Source organism: Burkholderia seminalis, assembly GCF_001718535.1.
In the GTDB taxonomy this organism is placed as follows: Bacteria; Pseudomonadota; Gammaproteobacteria; order Burkholderiales; family Burkholderiaceae; genus Burkholderia; species Burkholderia seminalis.
On the sequence record NZ_CP013399.1, the window covers coordinates 1,050,355 to 1,073,006 of the forward strand.

General features: G+C 69.0%; 22 protein-coding genes. 17 read left to right on the forward strand and 5 right to left on the reverse strand.

What is annotated here, in order from left to right; genetic code table 11:
• Window positions 1-3: 3 nt before the first annotated feature.
• From WJ12_RS20455 to WJ12_RS20510, 12 genes are all read left to right on the forward strand, one after another.
• Complete coding sequence (locus tag WJ12_RS20455; RefSeq protein ID WP_059560790.1) at window positions 4-543, forward strand: A24 family peptidase; 540 nt, start codon at window positions 4-6, stop codon at window positions 541-543.
• 32 nt (window positions 544-575) lie between these two features.
• The gene (locus tag WJ12_RS20460) at window positions 576-1,976 is read left to right on the forward strand and encodes a P-loop NTPase family protein (RefSeq protein ID WP_034191765.1); all 1,401 of its coding nucleotides are present in this window, start codon (window positions 576-578) and stop codon (window positions 1,974-1,976) included.
• A 35-nt stretch (window positions 1,977-2,011) separates the two neighbouring features.
• On the forward strand, window positions 2,012-2,851 hold the full coding sequence (gene cpaB / locus WJ12_RS20465) for a Flp pilus assembly protein CpaB (protein WP_034191764.1): 840 nt from the start codon (window positions 2,012-2,014) through the stop codon (window positions 2,849-2,851).
• Between the two features lie 104 nt (window positions 2,852-2,955).
• Window positions 2,956-4,884 (forward strand): type II and III secretion system protein family protein, encoded by a 1,929-nt coding sequence (locus tag WJ12_RS20470; protein ID WP_059560793.1) that lies wholly within the window; start codon window positions 2,956-2,958, stop codon window positions 4,882-4,884.
• A 20-nt stretch (window positions 4,885-4,904) separates the two neighbouring features.
• On the forward strand, window positions 4,905-5,201 hold the full coding sequence (locus WJ12_RS20475; RefSeq protein ID WP_034191762.1) for a hypothetical protein: 297 nt from the start codon (window positions 4,905-4,907) through the stop codon (window positions 5,199-5,201).
• Between the two features lie 25 nt (window positions 5,202-5,226).
• On the forward strand, window positions 5,227-6,498 hold the full coding sequence (locus WJ12_RS20480; protein WP_059560796.1) for a pilus assembly protein TadG-related protein: 1,272 nt from the start codon (window positions 5,227-5,229) through the stop codon (window positions 6,496-6,498).
• Window positions 6,499-6,508: 10 nt separating this feature from the next.
• A complete protein-coding gene (locus tag WJ12_RS20485) occupies window positions 6,509-7,042 on the forward strand; it encodes a TadE/TadG family type IV pilus assembly protein (RefSeq protein WP_059560799.1) in 534 nt (177 codons plus the stop codon).
• Window positions 7,039-7,482 carry a TadE/TadG family type IV pilus assembly protein gene (locus WJ12_RS20490; protein WP_069245796.1) on the forward strand — a complete coding sequence of 148 codons (444 nt, stop codon included), beginning with the start codon at window positions 7,039-7,041 and terminating at the stop codon, window positions 7,480-7,482. The genes WJ12_RS20485 and WJ12_RS20490 overlap by 4 nt, the downstream gene beginning before the upstream one ends.
• A gap of 22 nt (window positions 7,483-7,504) precedes the next feature.
• A complete protein-coding gene (locus tag WJ12_RS20495; protein WP_059560805.1) occupies window positions 7,505-8,713 on the forward strand; it encodes a CpaE/TadZ family protein in 1,209 nt (402 codons plus the stop codon).
• Between the two features lie 18 nt (window positions 8,714-8,731).
• Window positions 8,732-10,099 (forward strand): CpaF family protein, encoded by a 1,368-nt coding sequence (locus tag WJ12_RS20500; RefSeq protein WP_069245797.1) that lies wholly within the window; start codon window positions 8,732-8,734, stop codon window positions 10,097-10,099.
• 33 nt (window positions 10,100-10,132) lie between these two features.
• The gene (locus WJ12_RS20505; RefSeq protein WP_069245798.1) at window positions 10,133-11,110 is read left to right on the forward strand and encodes a type II secretion system F family protein; all 978 of its coding nucleotides are present in this window, start codon (window positions 10,133-10,135) and stop codon (window positions 11,108-11,110) included.
• A gap of 36 nt (window positions 11,111-11,146) precedes the next feature.
• The gene (locus WJ12_RS20510; RefSeq protein ID WP_059560814.1) at window positions 11,147-12,133 is read left to right on the forward strand and encodes a type II secretion system F family protein; all 987 of its coding nucleotides are present in this window, start codon (window positions 11,147-11,149) and stop codon (window positions 12,131-12,133) included.
• A 263-nt stretch (window positions 12,134-12,396) separates the two neighbouring features.
• Here the strand turns inward: WJ12_RS20510 and WJ12_RS20515 are convergent, their stop codons facing one another.
• The 5 genes from WJ12_RS20515 to WJ12_RS20535 all read right to left on the reverse strand — a co-directional run bounded on the left by WJ12_RS20515 (window position 12,397) and on the right by WJ12_RS20535 (window position 17,304).
• Entirely contained in the window at window positions 12,397-13,353 is a 957-nt protein-coding gene (locus WJ12_RS20515; RefSeq protein ID WP_034192010.1) for a SphA family protein, read from the reverse strand.
• Window positions 13,354-13,389: 36 nt separating this feature from the next.
• A complete protein-coding gene (locus WJ12_RS36005) occupies window positions 13,390-13,917 on the reverse strand; it encodes a flavin reductase family protein (RefSeq protein WP_059561338.1) in 528 nt (175 codons plus the stop codon).
• A gap of 5 nt (window positions 13,918-13,922) precedes the next feature.
• On the reverse strand, window positions 13,923-15,161 hold the full coding sequence (locus WJ12_RS20525; protein ID WP_059560817.1) for a styrene monooxygenase/indole monooxygenase family protein: 1,239 nt from the start codon (window positions 15,159-15,161) through the stop codon (window positions 13,923-13,925).
• A gap of 62 nt (window positions 15,162-15,223) precedes the next feature.
• Window positions 15,224-16,012, reverse strand: a complete 789-nt coding sequence (locus tag WJ12_RS20530; RefSeq protein ID WP_059560820.1) for an SDR family oxidoreductase — start codon at window positions 16,010-16,012, stop codon at window positions 15,224-15,226.
• Between the two features lie 44 nt (window positions 16,013-16,056).
• Complete coding sequence (locus WJ12_RS20535) at window positions 16,057-17,304, reverse strand: dienelactone hydrolase family protein (RefSeq protein WP_059560822.1); 1,248 nt, start codon at window positions 17,302-17,304, stop codon at window positions 16,057-16,059.
• 352 nt (window positions 17,305-17,656) lie between these two features.
• Between WJ12_RS20535 and WJ12_RS20540 the strand changes: the two genes are divergently transcribed.
• From WJ12_RS20540 to WJ12_RS20565, 5 genes are all read left to right on the forward strand, one after another.
• Window positions 17,657-18,682, forward strand: a complete 1,026-nt coding sequence (locus tag WJ12_RS20540; RefSeq protein WP_059560825.1) for an AraC family transcriptional regulator — start codon at window positions 17,657-17,659, stop codon at window positions 18,680-18,682.
• Between the two features lie 531 nt (window positions 18,683-19,213).
• Window positions 19,214-19,450, forward strand: coding sequence for a DUF1427 family protein (locus WJ12_RS20550; protein ID WP_034191750.1), 237 nt, complete (start codon window positions 19,214-19,216; stop codon window positions 19,448-19,450).
• Window positions 19,432-20,163 carry a YoaK family protein gene (locus tag WJ12_RS20555; protein WP_069245800.1) on the forward strand — a complete coding sequence of 244 codons (732 nt, stop codon included), beginning with the start codon at window positions 19,432-19,434 and terminating at the stop codon, window positions 20,161-20,163. The genes WJ12_RS20550 and WJ12_RS20555 overlap by 19 nt, the downstream gene beginning before the upstream one ends.
• Before the next feature lie 65 nt (window positions 20,164-20,228).
• Window positions 20,229-21,182 carry a VOC family protein gene (locus WJ12_RS20560; protein WP_059560829.1) on the forward strand — a complete coding sequence of 318 codons (954 nt, stop codon included), beginning with the start codon at window positions 20,229-20,231 and terminating at the stop codon, window positions 21,180-21,182.
• Window positions 21,179-22,636 (forward strand): alginate export family protein, encoded by a 1,458-nt coding sequence (locus tag WJ12_RS20565; RefSeq protein ID WP_069245801.1) that lies wholly within the window; start codon window positions 21,179-21,181, stop codon window positions 22,634-22,636. Before WJ12_RS20560 ends, WJ12_RS20565 begins: the two co-directional genes overlap by 4 nt.
• The last annotated feature ends 16 nt before the right edge of the window (window positions 22,637-22,652 follow it).

Consider the following 22,652-nt stretch of genomic DNA (forward strand, 5'->3'; position numbering starts at 1 on the left):
GCCATGCTACCTGTTGCGCCGCCTTACCCGATTCCGTTGTGCGTGACGCTGCTCGCGGTGGCGGCGGCCAGCACGGATATCGCGTCTCGCCGCATTCCGAACCGTCTCGTCGCGGTCGGGCTCGTCGGCGCGCTGGTTGCGCAGTGCATGCTGCACGGCTTGCCGGCCGGCGCACTCGCGTGGCTCGCCGGTGCCGCGACCGGTTTCGGCCTGCTGCTGCCGTTCTACCTGTTGCGCGGAATGGCGGCCGGCGACGTGAAGCTGATGCTCGCGATCGGCGCGTGGGTCGGGGCGGAAATGACGTTCTACATCGTGCTGGCCACGTTCCTGGCCGGCGGGATCGGCGCCGTTGCGTTCGCGCTGTTGCGCGGCCGGATGCGCCAGATGTTGGCGAACGTCCGCGTGCTGATCGCGCGCCGTTCGCAGGGGGCGCACGCGGAGGCCGCCGGCGGCTCCGTGGAAATCGCCTCGGTCGGCACGCTGCCGTATGGCGTCGCGATCGCGGCCGGCACGCTGGGCATGTTGTTCGCGTCGTGCGCATAGTGCGACGCGCAGGCAACGAGGACGGAGCGATCATGAACACGAACCATACCGAACCGAGACGCGACGCGCAGGTGGCGCACCTGCCCGATCCGTTGCCGTCGCGGGAGGCCCATACGAAACTGGGCACGCAGTTGCCGGCGGCGCCGCGCACGCTCGAGGAAACCGGGCTGAGCATGACGTTCGTCGCCGGGCTCGTGCTGAAGTCGACGCTGGTACTCGGCCGCCCGTCGTACGGCGACCTGGTCGAGCGGCACTGCCTGCCGCTCGCGGTGCTCGACGAGGTCTTCGCGTTCCTGGTGCGCGAGCATCTCGTCGAGCTGACCCATCGCGGCGCGACCGATCTCGACGTGACGTTCCGCCTGACCGACGCGGGCCGCGTGCTCGCGCTCGAGGAACGGGCACGCAGCGGCTACAGCGGCCCCGCGCCGGTGACGCTCGACGCGTATCTCAAATGCGTGAGCGCGCATTCGGTCCGCAAGCTGCACATCGGCCAGAGCGATGTGTGGGCCGCGTTCGAAGGGATCGTGATCGACACGTCGGTGCTCGATGCGGCGGCCGCGGCGCTGAACGCCGGCCGTCCGCTGCTGATCTACGGCCCGGCCGGCAGCGGCAAGACCTTCCTCGCCGAGCGGCTCGGCTCGCTGATGCACGGCCGCGTGCCGGTGCCGCATGCGATCTGCGCGGCCGGCGAAGTGATCCAGGTCTACGACCCGCTCGTGCATGTCGAGGCGGGGCAGTCGCCCGGCAGCCGGTCGGTCGATCGTCGCTGGCGCCTGTGCGCGCGGCCGGTCGTGATGTCGGGCGGCGAGCTGACGCTCGACGAGCTCGACCTGCGCCGCGACGAGGCCGCCGGCTTCTACCAGGCGCCCCCGCACATGAAAGCCAACATGGGCATGTACGTTGTCGACGATCTCGGCCGCCAGCGCGTCGAGCCGCGCGACCTGCTCAATCGCTGGCTGCGCCCGCTCGACCGCGGCGTCGATTTCATGACGCTCGAATCCGGCAACCGCTTCGTGATGCCGTTCGACGTGTGGCCGGTGTTCTCGAGCAACCTGGCGCCGGAACAGTTCTGCGACGACGCGTTCCTGCGCCGCCTCGGATCGAAGCTGCATGTCGGCCCGATGTCGATCGACGACTACCGTGCCGTGTACGAAGCGGCCTGCGCGTCGCTCGGGCTGGTGTCGGCGAGCGATGCCTTCGATTACCTGCTGCATCGGCTGCACCTGCCGACCGGCAAGGCGTTTCTCGCCTGTTTCCCGGCGGACCTGCTGCGACTCGTGGCCGCCGGCGCGCGGTATCGCGGCGATCCGCCCGAAGTGACGCACGACGCGCTGTACGACGCCTGGGCGAGCTATTTCGGCGCGGCCCCCGAACGTGACGGCGGCCATCCGCCGCCCATCGAGCGCGGCGGCCGCACGTTCATTACCGGCTGAGCCGATCCTTTCACGATTCGTCGAGGAGCATTGCCATGAAAAACAGTCGAGCGGTCATGATGCTGGTCGTCGCGATGGTCGCGGGTCTTGCCGCGGTCGTCTTCGCGTCCCACTGGCTGGTGCAGACATCCACGAGTTCGGTCACGCCGGTCGCGGTGGCCACCACCGACCTGAACCTGGGCGAACCGCTCGGGCCGAACCAGATCCACATGGTCAGCTGGCCGGCGGGCAGCGTGCCGACCGGCGCGTTCACCGACACGAAGGCGCTCGAAGGGCGCGTCGTGCGCACCAGCCTCGCGCGCGGCGAGCCGGTGATCGAGTCGAAGCTCGCGCCCGTCGGCACCAAGGGCGGCCTGTCCGCGGTGATCGCCGACGGCAGCCGCGCGATCACGGTGCGCGTGAACGACGTGGTCGGCGTCGCGGGCTTCGCGCTGCCGGGCAACTACGTCGACGTGATCGTCAACACGCAGGAACAACAGGGCAAGACCGACGGGCAGAGCATCTCCAAGATCGTGCTCGAACACATCCTCGTGCTGGCCGTCGCGCAGCAGGTCAGCCGCGACGACACCGCACCGAAGGTCGTGAACGCGGTGACGCTGGAAGTCACGCCCGACCAGGCCGAACGGCTCGACCTCGCGCGCAGCGTCGGCACGCTGTCGCTCGTGCTGCGCAACCAGGTCGACCAGAAGACGCTGAACACCGGCGGCGCGACCAAGCTGACGCTGCTGGGCAAGGAACCCGTGCCCGACGCGCCGCCGCCTCCCGCCCACGTGCGGCCGGTGCGCGTGCACGTCGCATCGCACGCGGCGCCGGAAGCACGGCGCGACTGCGTCGGCGTGCTGACGGGCGTGAAGGGCAGCGTCGAGTGTTTCTGAAGCAGATCAAACCAGCCAGACCAACAGATTGGCCGCCGGCCACGCGCGGCGGCCTGGGAAGTCGATAACCGGCACGGCGCCGGCCTCTCGGGGGATCAGACGAAATGAAGATCAAACCGCAATGCACAGGTACCGGCCCACTGCGGACGCGCGTCGCACGGGGCACGATGATGGCCGCGATCCTCTGTTCGGGATGGCTGACCGTTTATGGCGCACTCGCGCAGGAAGGCGTCGAGTCGGCCGCGCTGACGAAGGGCGGCGCCAGCGCGCCGGCCGCGGTCGGCAAGGGGCCGATGCAGATGACGATCAGCATGGGGCCGGTGCCGGCCGCCGCGCCCGCCGCGTCGGCGGGGCCGCTGCGCGGGCCGAACTGCGTCGGCGCCGTGCGCGAGTCGACCAGCGTCAGCGTGCCGCTCGGCAAGTCGCTGCTGGTGCCGATGCCGGAGCCGGTCCGCAATCGGACGATCGGCAATCCGGCCGTTGCGCAGGCCACCATGGTGTCGCCGCAGACGCTGTACATCCTCGGGCTCGCGGTCGGCACGACCAACATGATCGTGCAGGGCAAGAGCGGCGCGTGCCGCGTGATCGACGTCGCGGTCGGCGCGGATGCGGGCGGCCTGCAGGCGTCGCTGCTGCAACTGATGCCGGGCGAGCGCGACATCCACGTCTCGACCGCGGCCGGCACGATCGTGCTGGCGGGCACCGTGTCGAGCTCGCAGGCCGCGCAGCAGGCCGTGCAGATTGCCCGCGCCTACGGCGACAGCGCCGGCGATCCCGCCGCGGGCGGCAAGGGCGGCGGCGGCGTGCTGAACATGCTGAACGTCACGTCCCCGCAGCAGGTGATGCTCGAGGTGAAGGTAGCCGAGGTGTCGAAGACGCTGATCAACCAGATGGGCAGCGCGTTCAACATCCAGGGCGGGTTCGGTTCGTGGAGCGGCGCGCTGGTCAGCAACCTGCTCGCGGGCGTCGCCAGCGGGGCCGTCTTCAACAAGGCGAACAACAAGCCGTTCAGCATCGCGGCCGACGCGCAGAACACCGACAACCTCGTCAAGATCCTCGCGGAGCCGAATCTCGTGACGATCAGCGGCCAGGAAGCGACGTTCCTCGCGGGCGGCAAGATCTTCATCCCGATCCCGCAAAGCAGCGGCAACGGCACGTCGTCGATCACGCTGCAGGAAGAGGAGTTCGGCGTCGCGCTGAAGTTCACGCCGACGGTGCTCGCGAACGGCCGGATCAGCCTGAAGGTCGCGCCGGAAGTGTCGGAGCTGTCGCAGACGGGCGTCACGCTGAGCGCGACCAACATCGGCGGCACGTCGATCCTGCCGCTGATCACGACGCGGCGCGCGTCGACGACGGTGCAGATGAGCGACGGCGAATCGTTCGCGATCGGCGGGCTGATCAAGGACAACGCGACCGGTGCGCTGAAGGCGATCCCGGGTGTCGGCGAAGTGCCGGTGCTCGGCGCGCTGTTCCGCAGCACGTCGTTCCAGCAGGATCGCACCGAGCTGATCTTCCTGATCACGCCGCACCTGGTGAAGCCGCTGCAGACCGCGGACGTCGCGCTGCCGACCGACAGCTTCTCGAAGCCGAACGAAGCCGACGTCTATGCGACCGGCAACATGGAAGGCCGCGGCGGGGTTCGCAAGGCAGGCACGCCACCCGCGAACGGCGCAGCCGCCGCACCGCAGTCACCGGCCCAGGCGCCGGCACCCGCACCGGCGCCGCAATCGGAAGCGCCCGCCGGTCCGGCCGCCGCGCTGCCCGCACCGCGCGCGCCGCAAGGCGCCGATGCGCAGCAGCCGGTGCTGGCCGAGCCGCAGCAGGTGCCCGCGCCGGTGGTGGCCGCCGCACCGTTGTCCGGCACGTCGGACGCCGCGCGCATCGCGCGCATCGAGGCCGCCGCCGCGCGTCTCGCGACGGCCGGCCCCGACACGCCGGCCCAGCCGGCGGCGCGGCCCAGGCACCGGATCCCGGCCGCAGCGCGGGCGCAGGTTGCGCGCGTGAGCGCGGCACCCGAGTCCACCGATCGTTGAAACCCGTCAAGGGGACACTCATGAAAACCGCCTACCTCGTATTCGTGCGCCGCGCGGCGCTCGCCGTCCCGCTCGCGTTCGCGCTTGCCGGCTGCATGTCGTCGACACCGGTGTGGGACAGCCGCTTCGGCGACTCGGTCCGCACCGTGATGCAGGCCCAGATCATCGATCCGCATGCCGCCGAACACGCGGCCTCGGCGTCGGGCGTCGACGGCAGCGCCGCCGCGGCCGCGCTCGACAACTACGACAGGTCGTTCAAGCAGACCGTGCCGCCCGCCAATGCGTTCGTGATCGGCATCGGCAAGGCCACCCAGTAACGACGGCATGCTCAGGGAGAACGCCATGAACAGCGCAGCACGTCATCCGAAAGTCACGCGTCGCGGCCCGCATCGCCAGCGCGGTGCCGTCGCGATCATCGTCGGTCTCGCGCTGGCGGTGATGATCGGGTTCGTCGGTCTCGCGCTGGATCTCGGCAAGCTGTACGTCACGCGCAGCGAGCTGCAGAACAGCGCCGATGCGTGCGCGCTGTCGGCTGCGCGTGACCTGACGTCGGCCATCAGCCTGTCGGTGGCCGAGGCCGACGGCATCGCCGCCGGCCACCTCAATCTGGTGTTCTTCCAGAACAACGCGGTGCAGATGTCGACGAACGCGAACGTCACGTTCAGCGATTCGCTGACCAACCCGTTCCTGACGAAGAACGCCGTCACGACGCCGGCGAACATGAAGTACGTGCAATGCACGGCCAAGCTGAGCAACATCGCGCACTGGTTCATCGAGGTGCTGAACGTGCTGCCGGGCATGAAGCTCGCGAACGCGGCGGAAGTCTCGGCGAGCGCGATCGCGACGGTCGGCGGCGGGCAGACCACCTGCGCGATTCCGGTGTTCGTGTGCCGCGGCCCGTCCGATCCGGCCTACAAGGTCGGCGACTGGATCTCGTCGCCGTCCGGTTCGTCGTCGACCTACGGGCCCGGCAACTTCGGCTGGGCGGCGCTCGACGGCTCGACGGACGAGCCGACGCTCGCGGGCGAGCTGTCGGGCAACACCTGCAACATCACGAGCCCGCCCGACCTGAGCACCACCGGCCTGAAGTCGGCGTCGCTGCGCGCGTGGAATACGCGCTTCGGGATCTACACGAACGGCGCGAACGGCTCGAGCGGCCAGCCGGACTTCACCGGCTACGCCTACGTCGGGCCGAACTACGGGCCGCCGGGAACGGCGGGCATCAAGGGTGACGCCTATACGCAGTTCGTCACCGACCGTACGAATTTCAAGTCCTACCAGGGCGATGGCGCGCCGCCGTCGGGAAGCGGGATTTCCACCAACGGCACGGCCACGGCGAGCAACTACCAGACCTACGGGGGCGACCGCCGCGTCGCGCTCGCACCGGAAGGCGACTGCTCGACGCTGAAGGGGAACAGCGGCAAGGTGCACGTCACGCAATGGGATTGCGTGCTGATGCTCGACCCGCTGCCGTTCAGTCCCGGCAAAGGCGGGGTCGTGGCGCACCTCGAATACCTCGGTTCGTCGGTGTCCGGCAACAATCCGTGCGCGACGCACGGATTGCCCGGCAGCGGCAGCGCATCGGGTACCCAGGTTCCGATGCTCGTTCAATAGCGAGGCGATCATGAACAAGCTCCCGTTGCGCCGTTCGCGTACCCGTGGCGTCGTTGCCGTCGAGTTCGCGCTCGTGCTGATGCCGATGGTCATGCTCGCGACCGGCGTGGCCGAGTTCGGCCGCGCGATCTACCAGTACGAGACGCTGACCAAGGCGACGCGCGACGCGGCGCGCTACCTGTCGGTCTGGCTGCCGACCGACAGCGCGTATCCGGTGTCGCAGGCGCAGTGCCTCGTCGTCTACGGCAGCACGACGTGCGGTTCGTCGGGCACCGAGCTGGTGCCGGGGCTCACGACGTCGATGGTGACCATCTGCGACGCGCAGCGCACGACCGGCTGCGGCGACGCGTCCGATCCGGCGCAGTTCGCGAACCTGCCGACCTACGACTCGAACAACAACGCGGCAAGCGGGACGGCGACGGGCGCGATCAACGTCGTCGAAGTGAAGATCAAGGGCTACCGTTACCGGCCGATTCCCGCGTACCCGTGGCTGCCGTCGATCACCTTCAACAACATCGTCACCGTGATGAGGCAAGTGTCATGAACGCGCGCCATGTTCCGCCGTCGCGCCGGCGCGGTCAACGCGGCTCGGCGATCGTCGAGTTCGGGCTCATCGCGTCGGTCCTGATCATGCTGCTGATCGGCATCTTCGAATTCGGCCGCGTGCTGTTCTACTGGAACACCGCGAGCGAGGCCGTGCGTCTGGGCGCGCGCACGGCGGTGGTGTGCGACGTGAACGCGGCCGGCGTCACGAAGCGCGTGAGGTCGTTGATGCCGCTGCTGTCGAACGCGAACGTGTCGGTGAATTACTCGCCGGCGAGCTGCGACGTGAACTCGTGCGCGTTCGTGACCGTCAGCGTCACGAACGTCACCGTCAAGACCATGATCCCGTTCGTGAACGTCACGGTCAGGATGCCGCCGTTCACGACGACGCTGCCGCGCGAGAGCCTGACCTCCTCGACGGGCGGCGCCGCCTGCAACTGATCGAACACACGAGGCACACGACATGATCAACATCCTCGTAGCTTCCGACGATACCGCGCGGCTCACGCAGATCGCGCGTCTCGTGGCCGACTGCGGACGCTATCGCGCGACGCGCGCGACCGGGCGCCCGTCCCAGATCGAGCATCGCACCGACGGGCTCGACGCGTTCGACATCCTGCTGGTCGACGGCACGTTGCTCGATCCGTCGGAGCTGGCGGCGATCGAGCGGATCTGCCGCGCGCACGCGAACCTGACCTGCATCCTGGTGACGGCCGATGCGTCGCCGCACGTGCTGCTCGACGCGATGCGCGCCGGCGCGCGCGACGTGCTGCAATGGCCGATCGATCCTCAGGCGCTCGGCAACGCGCTCGAACGCGCCGCCGCGCAAAGCACGCGGTGCGACAGCGACGATACGCGGATCGTGTCGTTCATGTCGTGCAAGGGCGGGGCCGGCACGAGCTTCGCGGCCAGCAACGTCGCGTTCGAGATCGCCGAGGGCTTCAAGCGCCGCGTGCTGCTGATCGACCTGAACCAGCAGTTCGCCGATGCGGCTTTCCTCGTCAGCGACGAAACCCCGCCGTCGACGCTGCCGCAGCTATGCGCGCAGATCGAGCGGCTCGACAGCGCGTTTCTCGACGCGAGCGTCGCGCACGTGACGGAGAACTTTCACGTGCTCGCGGGCGCCGGCGACCCGGTCAAGGCCGCCGAGATGCGCGAGGATGCACTCGAATGGATCCTCGGCGTCGCCGCGCCGCGCTACGACTTCGTGATCTTCGACGTCGGGGTCGGCATCAATCCGTTGTCGATGGTCGCGCTGGATCGCAGCGACCAGATCCAGATCGTGCTGCAGCCCGCGATGCCGCACGTGCGCGCCGGCCGCCGGCTGCTGGAGATCCTCGTGTCGCTCGGCTACTCGACCGACCAGTTGCGCCTGATCGTGAACCGCGCGACGCGCGCGAGCGACCGGACCCGCACGGCGCTCGAGGAAGTGCTCGGCCTGCATGCCGCCTGCACGATTCCGGACGACGCCGATACCGTGCTCGAAGCGATCAACCAGGGCCATCCGGTGTCGCGGCTCGCGCGCGGCACGGCGGTCGCGCGCGCGTTGCAGGCCTGCGCGAAACAACTCGTCGACGGCGAAACGCGCGCGGGACGCAGCGTGGCGCCCAGCGAACCGCTGATGTCCCGGCTGTTCGGCCGCAAGGCCACGCCGAAGCTCAAGTCCATGTAATTCTTCCGGGGAACCATCATGTCATTGCGCGAACAGATGTCCTTGCACCGGGCCCAGCCGCTGTCGGCAGGCAGCGAACCGGCCGGTCCGGCTCATTCGTCGGTACGCGACGCCTACCAGAAGCTGCGCCGCGAAATTCACCTGACCGTGCTCGAGCGCGTCGAACTCGAACGCCTGTCGCGGATGCCGCAGGATCAGGTCCGCATGGAGATCGGCGCGCTGATCGCGCGCATCCTCGACGAGGAGCGGCTGCCCGCGAACGACATCGAGCGCCGGCAGCTCGCGATCGACGTGTATGACGAAATGTTCGGTTTCGGCCCGCTCGAAGCGCTGCTGCGCGACCCCGGGATCTCCGACATCCTCGTGAACACGTACCGCCAGGTGTATGTCGAGCGCTGCGGCCAGCTCGAGCTGACCGACGTGACGTTCTACGACGACGCGCACCTGATGAAGGTGATCGAGAAGATCGTGTCGCGCGTCGGGCGCCGCATCGACGAATCGAGCCCGATGGTCGACGCGCGGCTGCCCGACGGCTCGCGCGTGAACGCGATCATCCCGCCGTCCGCGATCGACGGGCCGCTGATGTCGATTCGGCGCTTCGCGGTCAATCCGCTGAAGATGGACGATCTGGTGCGCTTCCACAGCCTGACGCCGCCGATGGCCGAGCTGCTCGACGCGCTGTCGCGCGCGAAGGTGAACGTGCTCGTGTCGGGCGGCACCGGCAGCGGCAAGACGACGCTGCTCAACATCCTGTCCGGCTACATTCCGCGCAACGAGCGGATCGTGACGATCGAGGACGCGGCCGAGCTGCAACTCCAGCAGCCGCACGTGCTGCGGCTCGAAACGCGCCCGCCGAACATCGAGGGCAAGGGCGAGATCACGCAGCGCACGCTGGTGCGCAACGCGCTGCGGATGCGGCCCGACCGGATCATCCTCGGCGAAGTGCGCGGCGCCGAAGCGCTCGACATGCTCAACGCGATGAATACCGGCCACGAAGGTTCGCTCGCGACGATCCACGCGAACACGCCGCGCGACGCGCTGACGCGGCTCGAGAACATGATCAGCGTCGCGGGGCTGTCGCTGCCGCCGAAGACGATGCGCCAGCAGATCGCGTCGGCGATCTCGGTGGTCGTGCAAGCCGCGCGGCTGCCCGACGGCAAGCGCAAGATCGTCAGCATCCAGGAACTGACCGGGATGGAAGGCGACATCATCAACATGCAGGAGATTTTCACGTTCAAGCGCACGGGCGTGGACCGCGACGGTTCGGTACGCGGCCACTTCTGCGCGACCGGGGTGCGGCCGAAGTTCGTCGAGCGGCTGCAGGCGTTCGGCATCAACCTGCCGGATTCGCTTTACGACCCGTCCCAGCGGTACGAGACGAACTGATCACAGCGCGCCGTTTGCTGCCGGGGAGGCTTCATGAACACGATCTTTTACGGTTTTGTGATTCTCACCTTCGTCGCGGTCGTGCTGACCATCGAAGGGGCGTATCAATGGTGGAACGCGCGGCACGGCTCCGCCGCGCGCCGGATCGAATCGCGCATTCGCGCGATGTCGGCCGGCGGCAACGTGCAGCAGGAGCGGCTGTCGATCCTGAAGAAGCGGATGCTCGACGAGTCGAGGCCGTTCGACCGGATGCTGCTGCGCGTGCCGCGCGTGCACGCGCTCGATCTCGTGATCCAGCAATCGGGCCTCGACTGGACGCTGCCGAAGCTGATCGTGCTCAGTGCCGTGTTCGCGGCGTTCGCATGGTTCACGACGAGCGTCGCCACGCGCATGCAGCTCGCCGCGCTGCCGGTCGCGCTGTTGGCCGGCTGCCTGCCGCTGATGTACGTGATGCGCTGCCGCGGGCGCCGGTTGCGCAAGCTCGAGCGGCAGTTGCCGGACATCTGCGACATGATCTCGCGCGCGCTGCGTTCCGGCCACTCGTTCACGAGCACGCTCGGGATGGTCGGCGACGAGTTTCCCGATCCGATGGGCGGCGAATTCCGCGTCACGTTCGACGAGGTCAACTACGGCGTGTCGCTGCACGACGCGCTGATGAACCTCGCCACGCGCGTGCCGGTGCAGGACCTGCGCTATTTCGTGATCGCGGTGCTGATCCAGCGCGAGACGGGCGGCAACCTGGCCGAGCTGCTCGACAGCATCGGCGCGCTGATCCGCGAACGCTTCAAGCTGTTCGACAAGGTGCGGGTGCTGTCGGCGGAAGGGCGGTTGTCCGCGTGGATTCTCGGGCTGCTGCCGTTCGGGACCGCCGCGGTGATGGCGCTGCTGAACCGCGAATTCCTGTCGGTGCTCTGGGAGGATCCGGCCGGGATCCGGATGGTCGGCACGATGCTGGTGTCGATGGCGTTCGGCCTGTTCTGGATTCGCCGCATCGTCCGCATTCGCGTCTGACGCGCGAGCCGAATAACGAACCGTAGCGAGGCTGTCATGCAAAACCTGAGCGTGGTCCAGGCCGTGATGCTGGGCGGCTTGTTCATCTTCGTAGCCGGCGGTGTGCTCGTCGCGATGCTGCTGTTCGCGCCGCGCAACCTGCAGCGCCGGATCCAGCAGGCCGGCGGCGCCGGTGCGGGCGCCGTCGCAGGCCCAGGTACAGGCACGGGCGGCGACGACGACCTGACGTCGCGCTGGGTCGCGAAGCTGGTCGAGCTGTCCACCCCGATCTCGAAGCTGTCGGTGCCGAAGGAGGGCTGGGAGAATTCGCCGCTGCGCATCCGGCTGATGAATGCCGGCTGGCGCAACCCCGGTGCGGCCGCGCTGTATTTCACCGCGAAGACGGTGGCGGCGCTCGCGCTGCCGTGCGCGGTGCTGCCGGTGCTGATCACGACGTCGCTCGGCGACGAGCGCGCGTTGCTGTCGGCCATCCTCGTGGTGCTCGCCTGTATCGCCTACTACATACCGAACATCGTGCTGTCACAGCGGATCAAGGTGCGCCAGCAGAAGATCTTCGAGGATTTCCCCGATGCGCTCGACCTGCTGACCGTGTGCGTCGAAGCGGGGCTCGGGCTCGACGCGGCGCTGATGAAGGTGAGCGAGGAGCTGCGGTTCAGCAGCGAGGTGGTCGCGAGCGAACTCGAACTGCTGCTGCTCGAGATGCGCTCCGGATTTACGAAGGAAACCGCGCTGCGCAATCTCGCGCTGCGCACCGGCGTGGAAGACATCGAGTCGTTCTGCGCGATGCTGATCCAGGCCGATCGCTTCGGCACGAGCATCAGCGAATCGCTGCGCGTGCTGTCGGACATGCTGCGCACGCGGCGGCGCATGCGCGCGGAGGAGCGGGCCGCGAAGATCGCGCTGAAGCTGCTGTTTCCGCTGATCTTCTGCATCTTCCCCGCGCTGATGCTGGTGCTGCTCGGGCCGGCGATGATCCATGTCTATCGCGTGCTGCTGCCGACGTTCGTGGGCATCGCGCAGTGAGCGGCGAGCCGGCATGACGCCGGCCGCGCTGCACAGGATGAACGTGCCGGCCCCGACACCGCCGTCGGCCGGCACGGCAACAGGCTTCATGGAGGCTCCCTCCCCAGGCGCCGCCGCGAGACAGGTCGACCATAGCGGCGTCAACGCATCCTGGACCCATGGTCGGCCATGGAACAAGCCGTAGTCCACCGCCTTCACGGTTGCCCCCTACTGCTAACCATTGAAGCGGCGTGTCGCGCATCGACGCGCCGGGGCGCCCGACGTCACTGGAAGTGATGCACGTAGCGCAGCACCAGCCGCGTCCCCTGCGGCCGGTTGCGCGCATGGGTCTCGAAGTACGTGTTGAACAGCAGGTGGTCGTGCGGCGAGAAGCTATACATCGCGCCCGGCCCGATCGCGAACACGGCTTCCCGCGTGCCGGGCACGTCCTGTCCGTTTGCCTGCATGTCGGTGGTCTGGCGCAGCCAGTAGCCGTTGAGCCCGAGTCGCAGGCCCGGACGCACTTCATACTCGGTCGCGAAGTTCACGTGGATCGCCTGGCCGGCCCGCGTCGACGTCACGTCGGGGCCGAGCGACGCGGCCGGCCGATGGTTGGTCGCATTCCACAGATAGTGCAGCCGCCACGACACGGTCCATTTCGGCGTGAGCCACAGCGTGGCCGCCCAGTACGGATCGAACGACCAGAAATGACTGCCCGGGTTGATCGCGCGCGCCGGATCGTACGCGCCGGTCGGCGCGATGAACTGGAACTCGACGCGCTGCGCGAAACGCGGGCCCTGCGCGCCCATCACCGGGTCGAACTGGATGAACGGGCCGATCAGCAGGTCGCCGAACCCGGCGCGCGCATTCAGCGCGACGTTGCCGATGCCGTCGTCGGTCCGCGCGGATGCGATCCACGGCAGGATCACGTCGAGCCCCGGGTGCATGCCCGCGAACGTCAGCGGCGACTGGTAGACGAGCTGGCTCAGCCCCGCGAACAGGTCGATGTCCTGCTTCGGCAGCCCGACCTTGTTGCCCGCATTGTCGTTGACGCGGCCGGCCGTGTAGTACTGCAGGTACTGCGTGCCGTACCAGCCGGAGCCGGCCGGCGGCATGCCGTCGAGGAAACTGGTCATGCCGAGGTTGACCGACGGCAGGTCGGCCGCGTGGGCCGGCGCGCTGCCGGCGATGCCGGCGATCGCGAGGCCTGCGACGACGAGCAGGCGAGAGCCGAGTTTCATGTTCACCACCTCCTGGGTATTTTTATGGATGACTAATCAAATAGTGCGTAAAAGATCGGGATGATCGGCGATCGCGCGATACTGGCCCGCATGGAACACGAGCGGCGCCTTGCCGAATGCGTCGAACTGCTCGATCTCGCCGATGAAGAGCAGGTGATCGCCGCCTTCGTAGTGGCCGACGTTGCGGCACACGAAGCGCGCGCTCGCGCCATCGAGGCAGGGCACGCCGCCGCTGTCCGATTCGGCATGCGGCACGCCGTCGAACTTGTCGGCGCTCGGCGTCGCGAAACGGCGCGACAGGTCGATCTGGTCGTGCGCGAGGATGTTGATCGCGAAGTGGGTGGCCGCGACGAAATCCGGCCGGCTCGGCGCGACCTTGCGAAGACTCCACAGCACGAGCGGCGGATCGAGCGACAGCGACGAGAACGAATTGGCGGTGAGGCCCACCTTGCGCCCGTCGGGCCCGCAGGTGGTGATCACGGTGACGCCGGTCGGGAATTGCCCGAACGCGGCGCGCAGTTGCATCGGGTCGAGGACGGAACGGTCGGTCATGAGCGTTTCCATGTCGTTCATGCCGCCCGCACGCTGTGTTCGCGGATCGTCGCCGCGCAGGCCGACGGCTCGAACCACCACGGCGAGAACCGGCGCGGATCGTCGAAGCCGTCGACGATCGCCTTCGCGAGCGACGGCAGCTGGCCGGCCGCGCCGAGCAGTTCGAGGATGTGCGGCGGCGGCGGCGTGAGCAGCGAGTTGGTCCAGCGCACCACATGCTGCGCGTACGCCCAGTAGCCGTCGAACGTCTGCTGCATCCAGTCTTCGCCGAACGGCGCGGCGCCGCGCGCGACGATCGCGCCGGCATACGCGTGCGCGCACTTCGCGGCGTTGTTCGATCCCTGGCCCGTGATCGGATCGTTGACGACCACCGCATCGGCCATCCCGAACACCGTGCGGCCCGACGGCAGCCGGAAGAACGGCTTGCGCACCGTCGGCGCGAAGCGCCCGGCCAGCGTGCCGTTCGGATCGGTCAGCTCGACGTCGCGGCAGCGCTCGAATTCCCACGGCACGTATTGCCGCAGGAACGACAGGCTCCGGTCCAGATGCTGCTCGGGCGTCTTCACGTCGGCCCAGCAGTCGAGCGGGCCGCCCGGAATCCCTTCGAACACCATGATTTCGCACGGGCCCGTCGTGGTCAGCGCGGGAAACACGAAATACTCGCCGATGCCGGGCAGCAGGTTGAAGCGCACGCGCGAATACGGCTGGCTCGGCGCCATGCCCTTCACGTAGGTGAGCGCCAGCGCGCGTTGCGGGCGGTCGAACGCGCTGCGCGCGTCGTCGCGGCCCAGCAGGTTGACGATGTCGCCCTTGCCGGCCGCGAGCAGCACGAGATCGTGGCTGCGCGCGAGTGCCTCGAGCTCGGGTACGCCGACGTCGCCGATCCGCACGTCCGCGCCGCGGCGCCGGACGCCGTCGAGCCAGTCGGCCATCTTCACGCGCTGATCGACCGACTGCGCATAACGCGTCAGCCGCGACGACCAGTCGATCGCCTTGCGGCCATTGCCGTCGGGATGCGGCACCGCGATGCCGATGCCTTCGACGGCCGGGCACGCTTCCTCCCATGCATTCAGACCGAGGTCGCGCTCGATCTGCAGCGACGTGTGGAACATGCACTGGCTCGACATGACCTTGCCCGTGCGGATCTGCTCGGCGTCGCGGTTGGTCGAGAGCGTGACGTGATAGCCCTGGTCGAGCAGGGCGAAAGCGAGTTGCAGGCCGGACTGGCCGGCGCCGACGATAGCGATGCGTCTCATGGAATGTCCTTGGTTGGCCGGGTGACGGCCGGAAGGTTGCGGGAAGCGGTGGCGACGCGCGGTCACTCCGCCAGGCGCGGAATGGCCGGCACCGCCTGTTCGGGGCCCATCGCGGCGTAGCCGCCGTCCACCGCGTAGTCGGCGCCGGTGACGAAGCTCGCCGCGTCGCTGCACAGGAACGTGACGACCTGCGCGACCTCGGACGGATCGCCGACGCGGCCGAGCAGGTGGAACGGCGCGGCGACGCGGTCGGTCTTCGCGCGGTCGCCGTGCGTCATCTCGTCCATCACGCGCGACCACGTCCACCCCGGCGACACCGAGTTGACGCGAATGCGGTCGGGCGCGAGATCCATCGCCATGCTGCGCGTGAGCTGGCGGATCGCCGCCTTGGAGGTCGGATACAGCCAGCGGCCCGTCTGCGCGCACTGCGCCGAGATCGAGCTGAAGTTCACGATCGCGCCGCCGCCGCGCCGGGCCATGTGCGGATGGACGGCCTTCGCCAGCATCGCGGCCGACACGACGTTGACGTCCATCGCGGCCAGCCAGTCGTTGCGGGTCGCCTGGATGCCGTTGTCGACGTAGCTGCATGCGAGGTTGACGAGCACGTCGATCGCGCCGAACCGTTCGACGATGGCCGATACCGCATGCGCGATCGCGCGGTCGTCGGTGATGTCGAGCGCGACGAACAGCGCCTGCTCGCCGAGCGAATCGGCCACGCGCGCGCCGTTCCGCGCATCGAGATCGAGGATCGCGACGTGCGCGCCGGCGCGGATCAGGTCCTGCGCGACCGCGGCGCCGATCAGCGTGGCGCCGCCGGTGACGATCGCGACTTTGCCTGCAAGGGCGGTCATGGGGTGTCTCCCGGAATCGTTGAGTGAGTGGGGGGCGGGCCGCGTCAGCGCGCACCCGCCGACGGTTCGCTGTCCTGCCAGCGGCGCATCAGGCCGTTCGACGGCACGGTTTCGTCGAGCAGCTTGCGGGCCGTTTCGACGCCGGCCACCGGCAGTCCGGCCGGTTCGAGCAGGCCGACCTGTACGAGCACGCTCGCCTGGTCCCAGTAGATGTGTTCGTGATACAGCTTGTCGCCGCGGAACTTGACGATCGCGACGAGCGGGATCTCGACGCGCCTGCCGGTCGGCGCGACGCCCGGCAGCATCCAGTCGATCTCGGTCGTGTGCGTGAAGCAGAACAGCAGTTCGTCGACGATCTGGCTCGCGCCGATCGTGCGCGAGATCGGCGTGATCGTCGTGTCGGGCGGATTCGCATGCACGAAATGGTGGGTGTAGAAGCGTTTCAGCTCGTCGTGGCCGACGCCGCCCGTCAGCGTCGGGATGTGGTTGACGTACGGCTCGGCGACCATCGTGGCCATCGTCGCGTCGACGTTGCGCGTGTCGAATTCGTGCTTCAGATGGGTTTCCCACAGGGTGGACAGGTCGTAGTGCGGGCCGAGCGCGGCGCGGAACGCGGCGATCGCGCGCTGGTGGGCCATGATCGCGGCGGCCTTGTCGAAATGATCGCCGCCGGGGCGGGCGAACGCGTGATCGACACCCGGATACACGTAGACCTCGACGCCGTCGCGCGCGGACAGCGCGTCGGCGATGCGCTGCTGCGCGTCGGGCGGACAGAAGCGATCCTGCCCCGCGATCTGCAGTACGAGCCGCCCGCGCAGCGCCGCGGCCTCGTCCAGCGCGTGCTCGATGCCGACGCCGTAGTAGCTGACCGCCGCGGCCACGCCCGGCAGCCGGCACGCGGCGAGGTACGCGAGCTTGCCGCCGAGGCAGTAGCCGAGCACGCCGGCCTCGCCCGTGCATTCCGGCCGTTGCCGGAGCGCGTCCAGCGCGACGCCGACGTCCTCGACGCCCTTGTCCTCGTCGTATTCGCGGTACAGCGCCATCGCACGCTCGACATCGGCCGCCGCGTAACCGAGCTCGAGCCCCGGCGCCTGGCGCCAGAACAGGTCGGGCACGAGCACCGTATAGCCTTCCTCCGCGTAGTAGTCGGCGGTTTCGCGCATCGTCGCGTTCGCGCCGAAGATCTCGTGGCACAGCACGATGCCCGGCCCCGCGCCGCCGGCCGGCGTGCTCAGGTACGCGCGAAACGCGCCGCCGTCCGGCGACGGAATCTCGATGTGACGTCCTTTCATGTGTCCCTCCATTCGGTTCATCTCGGTGACGGGCCCAGTATTGGCGGACGAAACGGGCGCTTCTATCCGCTTTCTTCGGCCGGTATCCGCGAATTCCGGAAACCTGTTGCACCGGCCGCCGCGCGTGGGCAGGCGCGCGGCTGACTGCGGGTATGTGCGGATGCGGAATCCCCGCACAGTTTTCTACGATGCGCGGACGGTCCGCTTCTTGCGTCGTTTGCGCGGGACTTGCGTGTCTTGACGGCCGGACTGTCCGGATACTCCGGGCGCTGTCCGGATCGTGCGGCGGATTCCCCGATCCGGGGAACGGATGCACGGCGCGAGTGCGATCGAGCATGACGGGAGAACTTCGATGGCGCAATTTTCCGAAACCGGCTGGCTGGCCGACGCCGCCTGTTTCAATCACGACAACCTGATGCTGCAGTCGAACGACGTCGACGAGGTGCGCGCACGCGTCGCCGACGTGTTCAAGCCGCACCGGCTCACGCCGACCGGCGAATCGCGTGCGCTGCACAGCTGCATGCATCACGCGCGCTGGGGCAACCTGTCGCTGAACCTGCTCGATTATGGCGGCGGCGTCAGCATCGAGCCCGGGCCGCTCGAACATTTCTTCCTGTTGCAGATCCCGCTGCGCGGCGACGCCGAGATCGAGTGCGGTTCGACGCGCTTCGTGTCGGCGCCCGGCATCGCGTCGCTGATCTCGCCGACGCTGCCGCTGAAGATGCGGTGGGGCGATGCCTGTCCGCAGGTGATCCTGCGCATCGAGCGCGAAGTGATGGAGCGTCATGCGCAGCGGCATTTCGGCGACGACCGGCGTGCGCCGGTCGAATTCGAGCCGGCGTTCAGCCTGTCGTCTTCGCAGGGGACGTGCCTCGCGCAGTTGCTGCCGATCCTCGCCGGCGCGATCTCGACCGACGCGCATCCGCTGCGTCATCCGCTCGCGTTCGAGCAGCTCGAATCGACGCTGCTCAACCTGCTGCTGCACGGCCACCCGAACAGCGCGCGCGCCGGCACGCGGCACGTGCCGGTGGTGCTCGCGCCGTTCTACGTGCGGCGCGTCGAGGAATACATCCGCGCGCATCTCGACGAGCCGCTGACGATCGAGCGGCTCGCCGAACTCGCCGGCGTCAGCCCGAGCACGCTGTTCGCCGGGTTCCGGAATCGCCACGGGATCACGCCGATGGGCTTCGTGCGGCAGTTGCGGCTGCAGCATGTGCGCGAGGAACTGCTGGCCGACGAGACGCCGGGGCTCGCGTCGGTGACGGACATCGCGCTGAAATGGGGTTTCGCGCATCTCGGGCGGTTCGCGATCGAGTACAAGCGGGCGTTCGGCGAATCGCCGTCGGCGACGCTCAGGATGCGGCGCGTGCGGGGGTGACGAAAACGGCGGGACGCGCGCCCGCCGTTGCGTCGATTCGCGTTCCGTCACCGTGCCTTTCTTCGGCGCGTCGATGCAGGGGATGCCGGCACGCCGTTTCGTGCCGCAGGAATGTCGGCGCGGCGGGCGCCTGCCCGACACCGGCCTGACTCGGGTCGAGCCGGGGCTTCTCCGCGACGGGCCGCGCGTTGCGCGGCATCCGGCAACCGCCGGCAGGCAGATCGCCATGCGACTCGTCGACGGCCGCCGCGGAGGCCGCCGGCATCGCGGGCGCGGGTGCTTCCGTTCCGCAAGCAGCCCGGCGTTCTCATCATTCGTTCCTCTTTCCCCCTGACGAATATCGACGCCATGGTCGGCGAGCGATGCGCGCATGATCCGTGGTTCGAAAGCAGTCCCGTGCGGCGCGTTCAGAACAATTCAGTTCGCCGCCATGACTTTCAGATCCCCGTTCCCTAGTCTTGCTTCCGAACCGCCGCACGGGCCGGGCGCCATTCGGCCGCGCCGGGCCGCACGGCGCAACCGGAACGGACCATGCCTTATCTGATCTCGATGGGGGCCGGCATCGCCGTCGGCCTGCTGTACTACCTCGTGCGCGTGCAGTCGCCCGCGCCGCCGCTGATCGCGCTGGCGGGGCTGCTCGGCATCGTCGTCGGCGAGCACGCGATCCCGTTCGTGCAGGCGCAGATGCGCCCGCCCGCCGCGCAGGTGCAGGACGCGAGCGCCGCCAACCCCGCGCAGGACCCCGCGTCATGCAACCGGGGCAAGTGACGGGGAGCGGCGCGGCCGCGCCCGGCGCCGCGTGGAGCGAGGACGTACTGCTCGCATCGATCGCCGGCTACGTCGACACGCTCGGCTTCGTCGCGCTGTTCGGCCTGTTCACCGCGCACGTCACCGGCAACTTCATCCTGATCGGCTCCGGCCTGGCCGGGGTCGGGCAAGGGCTCGCGATCAAGTTGCTCGCGTTTCCGGCGTTCATCGCGGGGATCGTGGCGGCGCGCGTGCTGGATCACCGGATCCGTGCATACGGGCACGGCACGCGGGCGTGTTCGCTGTATGCGCTGCAGGCGGTGCTGCTGGGCGGATTCATGCTCGCCGGCGTGATCGCGTCGCCGATCGCCGACGCCGATGCGCCGGCGACGATCGTCTGCGGCCTGCTCGGCGCCGCGGCGATGGGCGTTCAGAACGCGCACGGGCGCCTGACGGCACGCGCGGTCGTCGCGAACACGGTCATGACCGGCAACGTCACGCAGGCCGTGATCGACGCGTTCGACTGGCTCGTGCCGATCGCCGCACCCGCCGAACGGGAAGCCGCGCGTGCGCGGCTGCGCCGCACGCTGCCGCCGGTCGCGAGTTTCGCGCTCGGGGCGGGCGCCGGCGCGACCGCCTATCTGTACGCCGCGTTCTGGGCGCTGGCGCTGCCGCTCGCGGTGCTGGGCTTCCTCGCGTTTCGCTCCGGCCGCCGCGCCGGGCAACCGGCCTGACGCCGAACGCTGCATCCGGGCGCGGCGTGCCGCCGTGCCCGCCACCCTCAATGAAGGAGAATCCGATGAATGCATTGAACCTGCGCCAGGTGCTGCGCATGACGGCCGCGTCGACGGCCGTGCTGGCCGCGCTGCTGGCCGCCGCGCCGTCGCGCGCCGACGAGACGCACCTGGACGATACGGCGCGCCAGACCGCCGCCGCGCGCTCGCCGAACGTCTCGGTCGGCCCGCAGTACGACACGACGCACGTGTGCGTGGCGCCCGAGGACTTCGACCGCTTCACCGACAGCTTCGTCGCGACCTTCGGCGGCAAGAAGTCGAAGCAGGGCGTGTTCCAGGTCACGCCCACGCCGAGCCAGACGATGTCGCAACTCGTGCTCACGCCGGTCGGCACGATCTCGGTGTTCGGTTTCAAGACGCCGATCCCGTATCCGTTCTGCGCGGAGCGCACCGGTTATCTCGTCACCGATCTCGACGTCGCGATGAAGTCGGCGCGCGCGCACGGCGCGGACGTGGTGGTCGACACGTTCCCCGACCCGATCGGCCGCGACGCGATCGTCCGCTGGCCGGGCGGCGTGAACATGCAGCTGTACTGGCACAACGAGCCGCCGCACTACGACGCGCTGCAGACGGTGCCGGAAAACCGCGTGTACGTGTCGCCGCAAAGCGCGAGCAAGCTCGCGCGCGACTTCGTCGCGTTCTCGCACGGCAAGATCGTGTCCGACGTGCGCCGCGCGCCGGGCATCGAGATCGGCCGGCCGAACGACACGTACCGGCGCATCCGCATCGAATCGGGCTTCGGCAAGATGACGGTGCTCGCCACCGACGGCCATTTGCCTTACCCGTTCGGCCGTGAGATGACCGGCTATGAAGTGGCCGATCTCGCCGCGACGCTGAAGCAGGCAGAGGCCGCGGGCGTGACCGTGCTCGTGCCGCCGTTCGCGTCGGACGGCCGCGATGCGGCGCTCGTGCAGTTCCCGGGCGGCTACGTCGCCGAGATCCACGCGCGGTCGAAATGAGCGTGCGGCGATCGATCGGTCGATCGTGGCGCAACGCGTTGCCGTCCGTCGTGCTTGCCGGCGGCATCGCGACGTGCGCGGGCGCGGCGTCCGGCGCTCAGGCGCCCGCGACGACGGACGCCGCCGGCACGTCGTGCGGCGCGAAGCGGCCGGCCGTGCTGTTCAACCGCTGGCAGGAGGACTGGTCGGCGCTCGCGGCGCCGTGCGTGCCGCGCAAGCCGTTCGACGCGCTGAAGTACCTGCCGATCGGCGGCGACCCGTCGACCTATCTGTCGCTCGGCGCGAACCTGCGCGAGCGTTTCGAGCTGAACAACGCGCCGCTGTTCGGCCTCGGCGCCGCGCACGACGACCACTACGTGATCGAGCGGGCGACGGTGCATGCGGACCTGCGTTACCGCGAGCATCTGCAGGCATTCGTGCAGTTCGCGGATGCGCGTCCGTTCGGCAAGGACACGGTCGGCACGGTCGACCGCAACCTGCTCGATATCGAGCAGGCGTTCGTCGCGTACGTCGGCCAGTTCGGCACCGGCACGTTCAAGGCGCGGGTCGGCCGGCAGGAGATGGCGTTCGACCTGCAGCGCTTCGTGTCGGTGCGCGACGGCCCGAACGTGCGCCAGGCGTTCGATGCGGTATGGGCCGATTACGAAATCGGCCCATGGCGGCTGATCGGCTATGCGACGCGCCCGGTGCAATACCGCGACGACGCGGTGTTCGACGACGTGTCGAACCGGCACCTGCGATTCGACGGCGTGCGCATCGAGCGCAACGGCACCGGACCAGGCGATCTGTCCGCGTACTGGTCGCGCTATACGCGCGACAACGCGCGTTATGCCGGCGCGTCCGGCACCGAGCGGCGCGACGTGTTCGACATGCGCTACGCGGGCAAGGCCGCCGGATTCGACTGGGACGCGGAGGCGATGCTGCAGACCGGGCACGTCGGGCAGGCGACGATCGGCGCGTGGGCGTTCGGCATGCTCGGCGGCTATACGTTCGCGAAGACGGCCGGCACGCCGCGTATCGGCATCCAGATCGACGGCGCGTCGGGCGACACGCACTCCGGCGACGGCCGCGTGGGCACCTTCAACCCGCTGTTTCCGAACGGGTACTACTTCACGCTGGCCGGTTATACCGGGTACAGCAACCTGGTTCACGTGAAGCCGTCGCTGACGTTCAAGCCGGCCAGCAGCGTCACGGTGCTGACGGCGCTCGGCTTCCAGTGGCGCGCGACGACGGCCGACGCGATCTACGGGCAGGGCATGGCCGCGGTGCCGGGCACGGCCGGCCGCGGCGATGCGTGGACCGGCATGTACGCGCAGGCGCGCGTGGACTGGCTCGTTAACGCGAACGTCGCGCTGGCGGTGGAAGCCGTGCATTTCCAGCTCGGTCGCTCGATCCGTGCGCTCGGCGGCCGCAATGCCGACTACGTCGGGATGGAGGCGAAGTTCGGGTGGTGACGCGCCGGGCGCGGCG

What these genes read in the sequence shown, in the direction of transcription:
- WJ12_RS20455 (WP_059560790.1), top strand. Translation starts at nt 4, where the DNA reads ATGCTACCTGTTGCGCCGCCTTACCCGATTCCGTTGTGCGTGACGCTG.
- WJ12_RS20460 (WP_034191765.1), top strand. Translation starts at nt 576, where the DNA reads ATGAACACGAACCATACCGAACCGAGACGCGACGCGCAGGTGGCGCAC.
- cpaB (WP_034191764.1), top strand. Translation starts at nt 2,012, where the DNA reads ATGAAAAACAGTCGAGCGGTCATGATGCTGGTCGTCGCGATGGTCGCG.
- WJ12_RS20470 (WP_059560793.1), top strand. Translation starts at nt 2,956, where the DNA reads ATGAAGATCAAACCGCAATGCACAGGTACCGGCCCACTGCGGACGCGC.
- WJ12_RS20475 (WP_034191762.1), top strand. Translation starts at nt 4,905, where the DNA reads ATGAAAACCGCCTACCTCGTATTCGTGCGCCGCGCGGCGCTCGCCGTC.
- WJ12_RS20480 (WP_059560796.1), top strand. Translation starts at nt 5,227, where the DNA reads ATGAACAGCGCAGCACGTCATCCGAAAGTCACGCGTCGCGGCCCGCAT.
- WJ12_RS20485 (WP_059560799.1), top strand. Translation starts at nt 6,509, where the DNA reads ATGAACAAGCTCCCGTTGCGCCGTTCGCGTACCCGTGGCGTCGTTGCC.
- WJ12_RS20490 (WP_069245796.1), top strand. Translation starts at nt 7,039, where the DNA reads ATGAACGCGCGCCATGTTCCGCCGTCGCGCCGGCGCGGTCAACGCGGC.
- WJ12_RS20495 (WP_059560805.1), top strand. Translation starts at nt 7,505, where the DNA reads ATGATCAACATCCTCGTAGCTTCCGACGATACCGCGCGGCTCACGCAG.
- WJ12_RS20500 (WP_069245797.1), top strand. Translation starts at nt 8,732, where the DNA reads ATGTCATTGCGCGAACAGATGTCCTTGCACCGGGCCCAGCCGCTGTCG.
- WJ12_RS20505 (WP_069245798.1), top strand. Translation starts at nt 10,133, where the DNA reads ATGAACACGATCTTTTACGGTTTTGTGATTCTCACCTTCGTCGCGGTC.
- WJ12_RS20510 (WP_059560814.1), top strand. Translation starts at nt 11,147, where the DNA reads ATGCAAAACCTGAGCGTGGTCCAGGCCGTGATGCTGGGCGGCTTGTTC.
- WJ12_RS20515 (WP_034192010.1), bottom strand. Translation starts at nt 13,353, where the DNA reads ATGAAACTCGGCTCTCGCCTGCTCGTCGTCGCAGGCCTCGCGATCGCC.
- WJ12_RS36005 (WP_059561338.1), bottom strand. Translation starts at nt 13,917, where the DNA reads ATGGAAACGCTCATGACCGACCGTTCCGTCCTCGACCCGATGCAACTG.
- WJ12_RS20525 (WP_059560817.1), bottom strand. Translation starts at nt 15,161, where the DNA reads ATGAGACGCATCGCTATCGTCGGCGCCGGCCAGTCCGGCCTGCAACTC.
- WJ12_RS20530 (WP_059560820.1), bottom strand. Translation starts at nt 16,012, where the DNA reads ATGACCGCCCTTGCAGGCAAAGTCGCGATCGTCACCGGCGGCGCCACG.
- WJ12_RS20535 (WP_059560822.1), bottom strand. Translation starts at nt 17,304, where the DNA reads ATGAAAGGACGTCACATCGAGATTCCGTCGCCGGACGGCGGCGCGTTT.
- WJ12_RS20540 (WP_059560825.1), top strand. Translation starts at nt 17,657, where the DNA reads ATGGCGCAATTTTCCGAAACCGGCTGGCTGGCCGACGCCGCCTGTTTC.
- WJ12_RS20550 (WP_034191750.1), top strand. Translation starts at nt 19,214, where the DNA reads ATGCCTTATCTGATCTCGATGGGGGCCGGCATCGCCGTCGGCCTGCTG.
- WJ12_RS20555 (WP_069245800.1), top strand. Translation starts at nt 19,432, where the DNA reads ATGCAACCGGGGCAAGTGACGGGGAGCGGCGCGGCCGCGCCCGGCGCC.
- WJ12_RS20560 (WP_059560829.1), top strand. Translation starts at nt 20,229, where the DNA reads ATGAATGCATTGAACCTGCGCCAGGTGCTGCGCATGACGGCCGCGTCG.
- WJ12_RS20565 (WP_069245801.1), top strand. Translation starts at nt 21,179, where the DNA reads ATGAGCGTGCGGCGATCGATCGGTCGATCGTGGCGCAACGCGTTGCCG.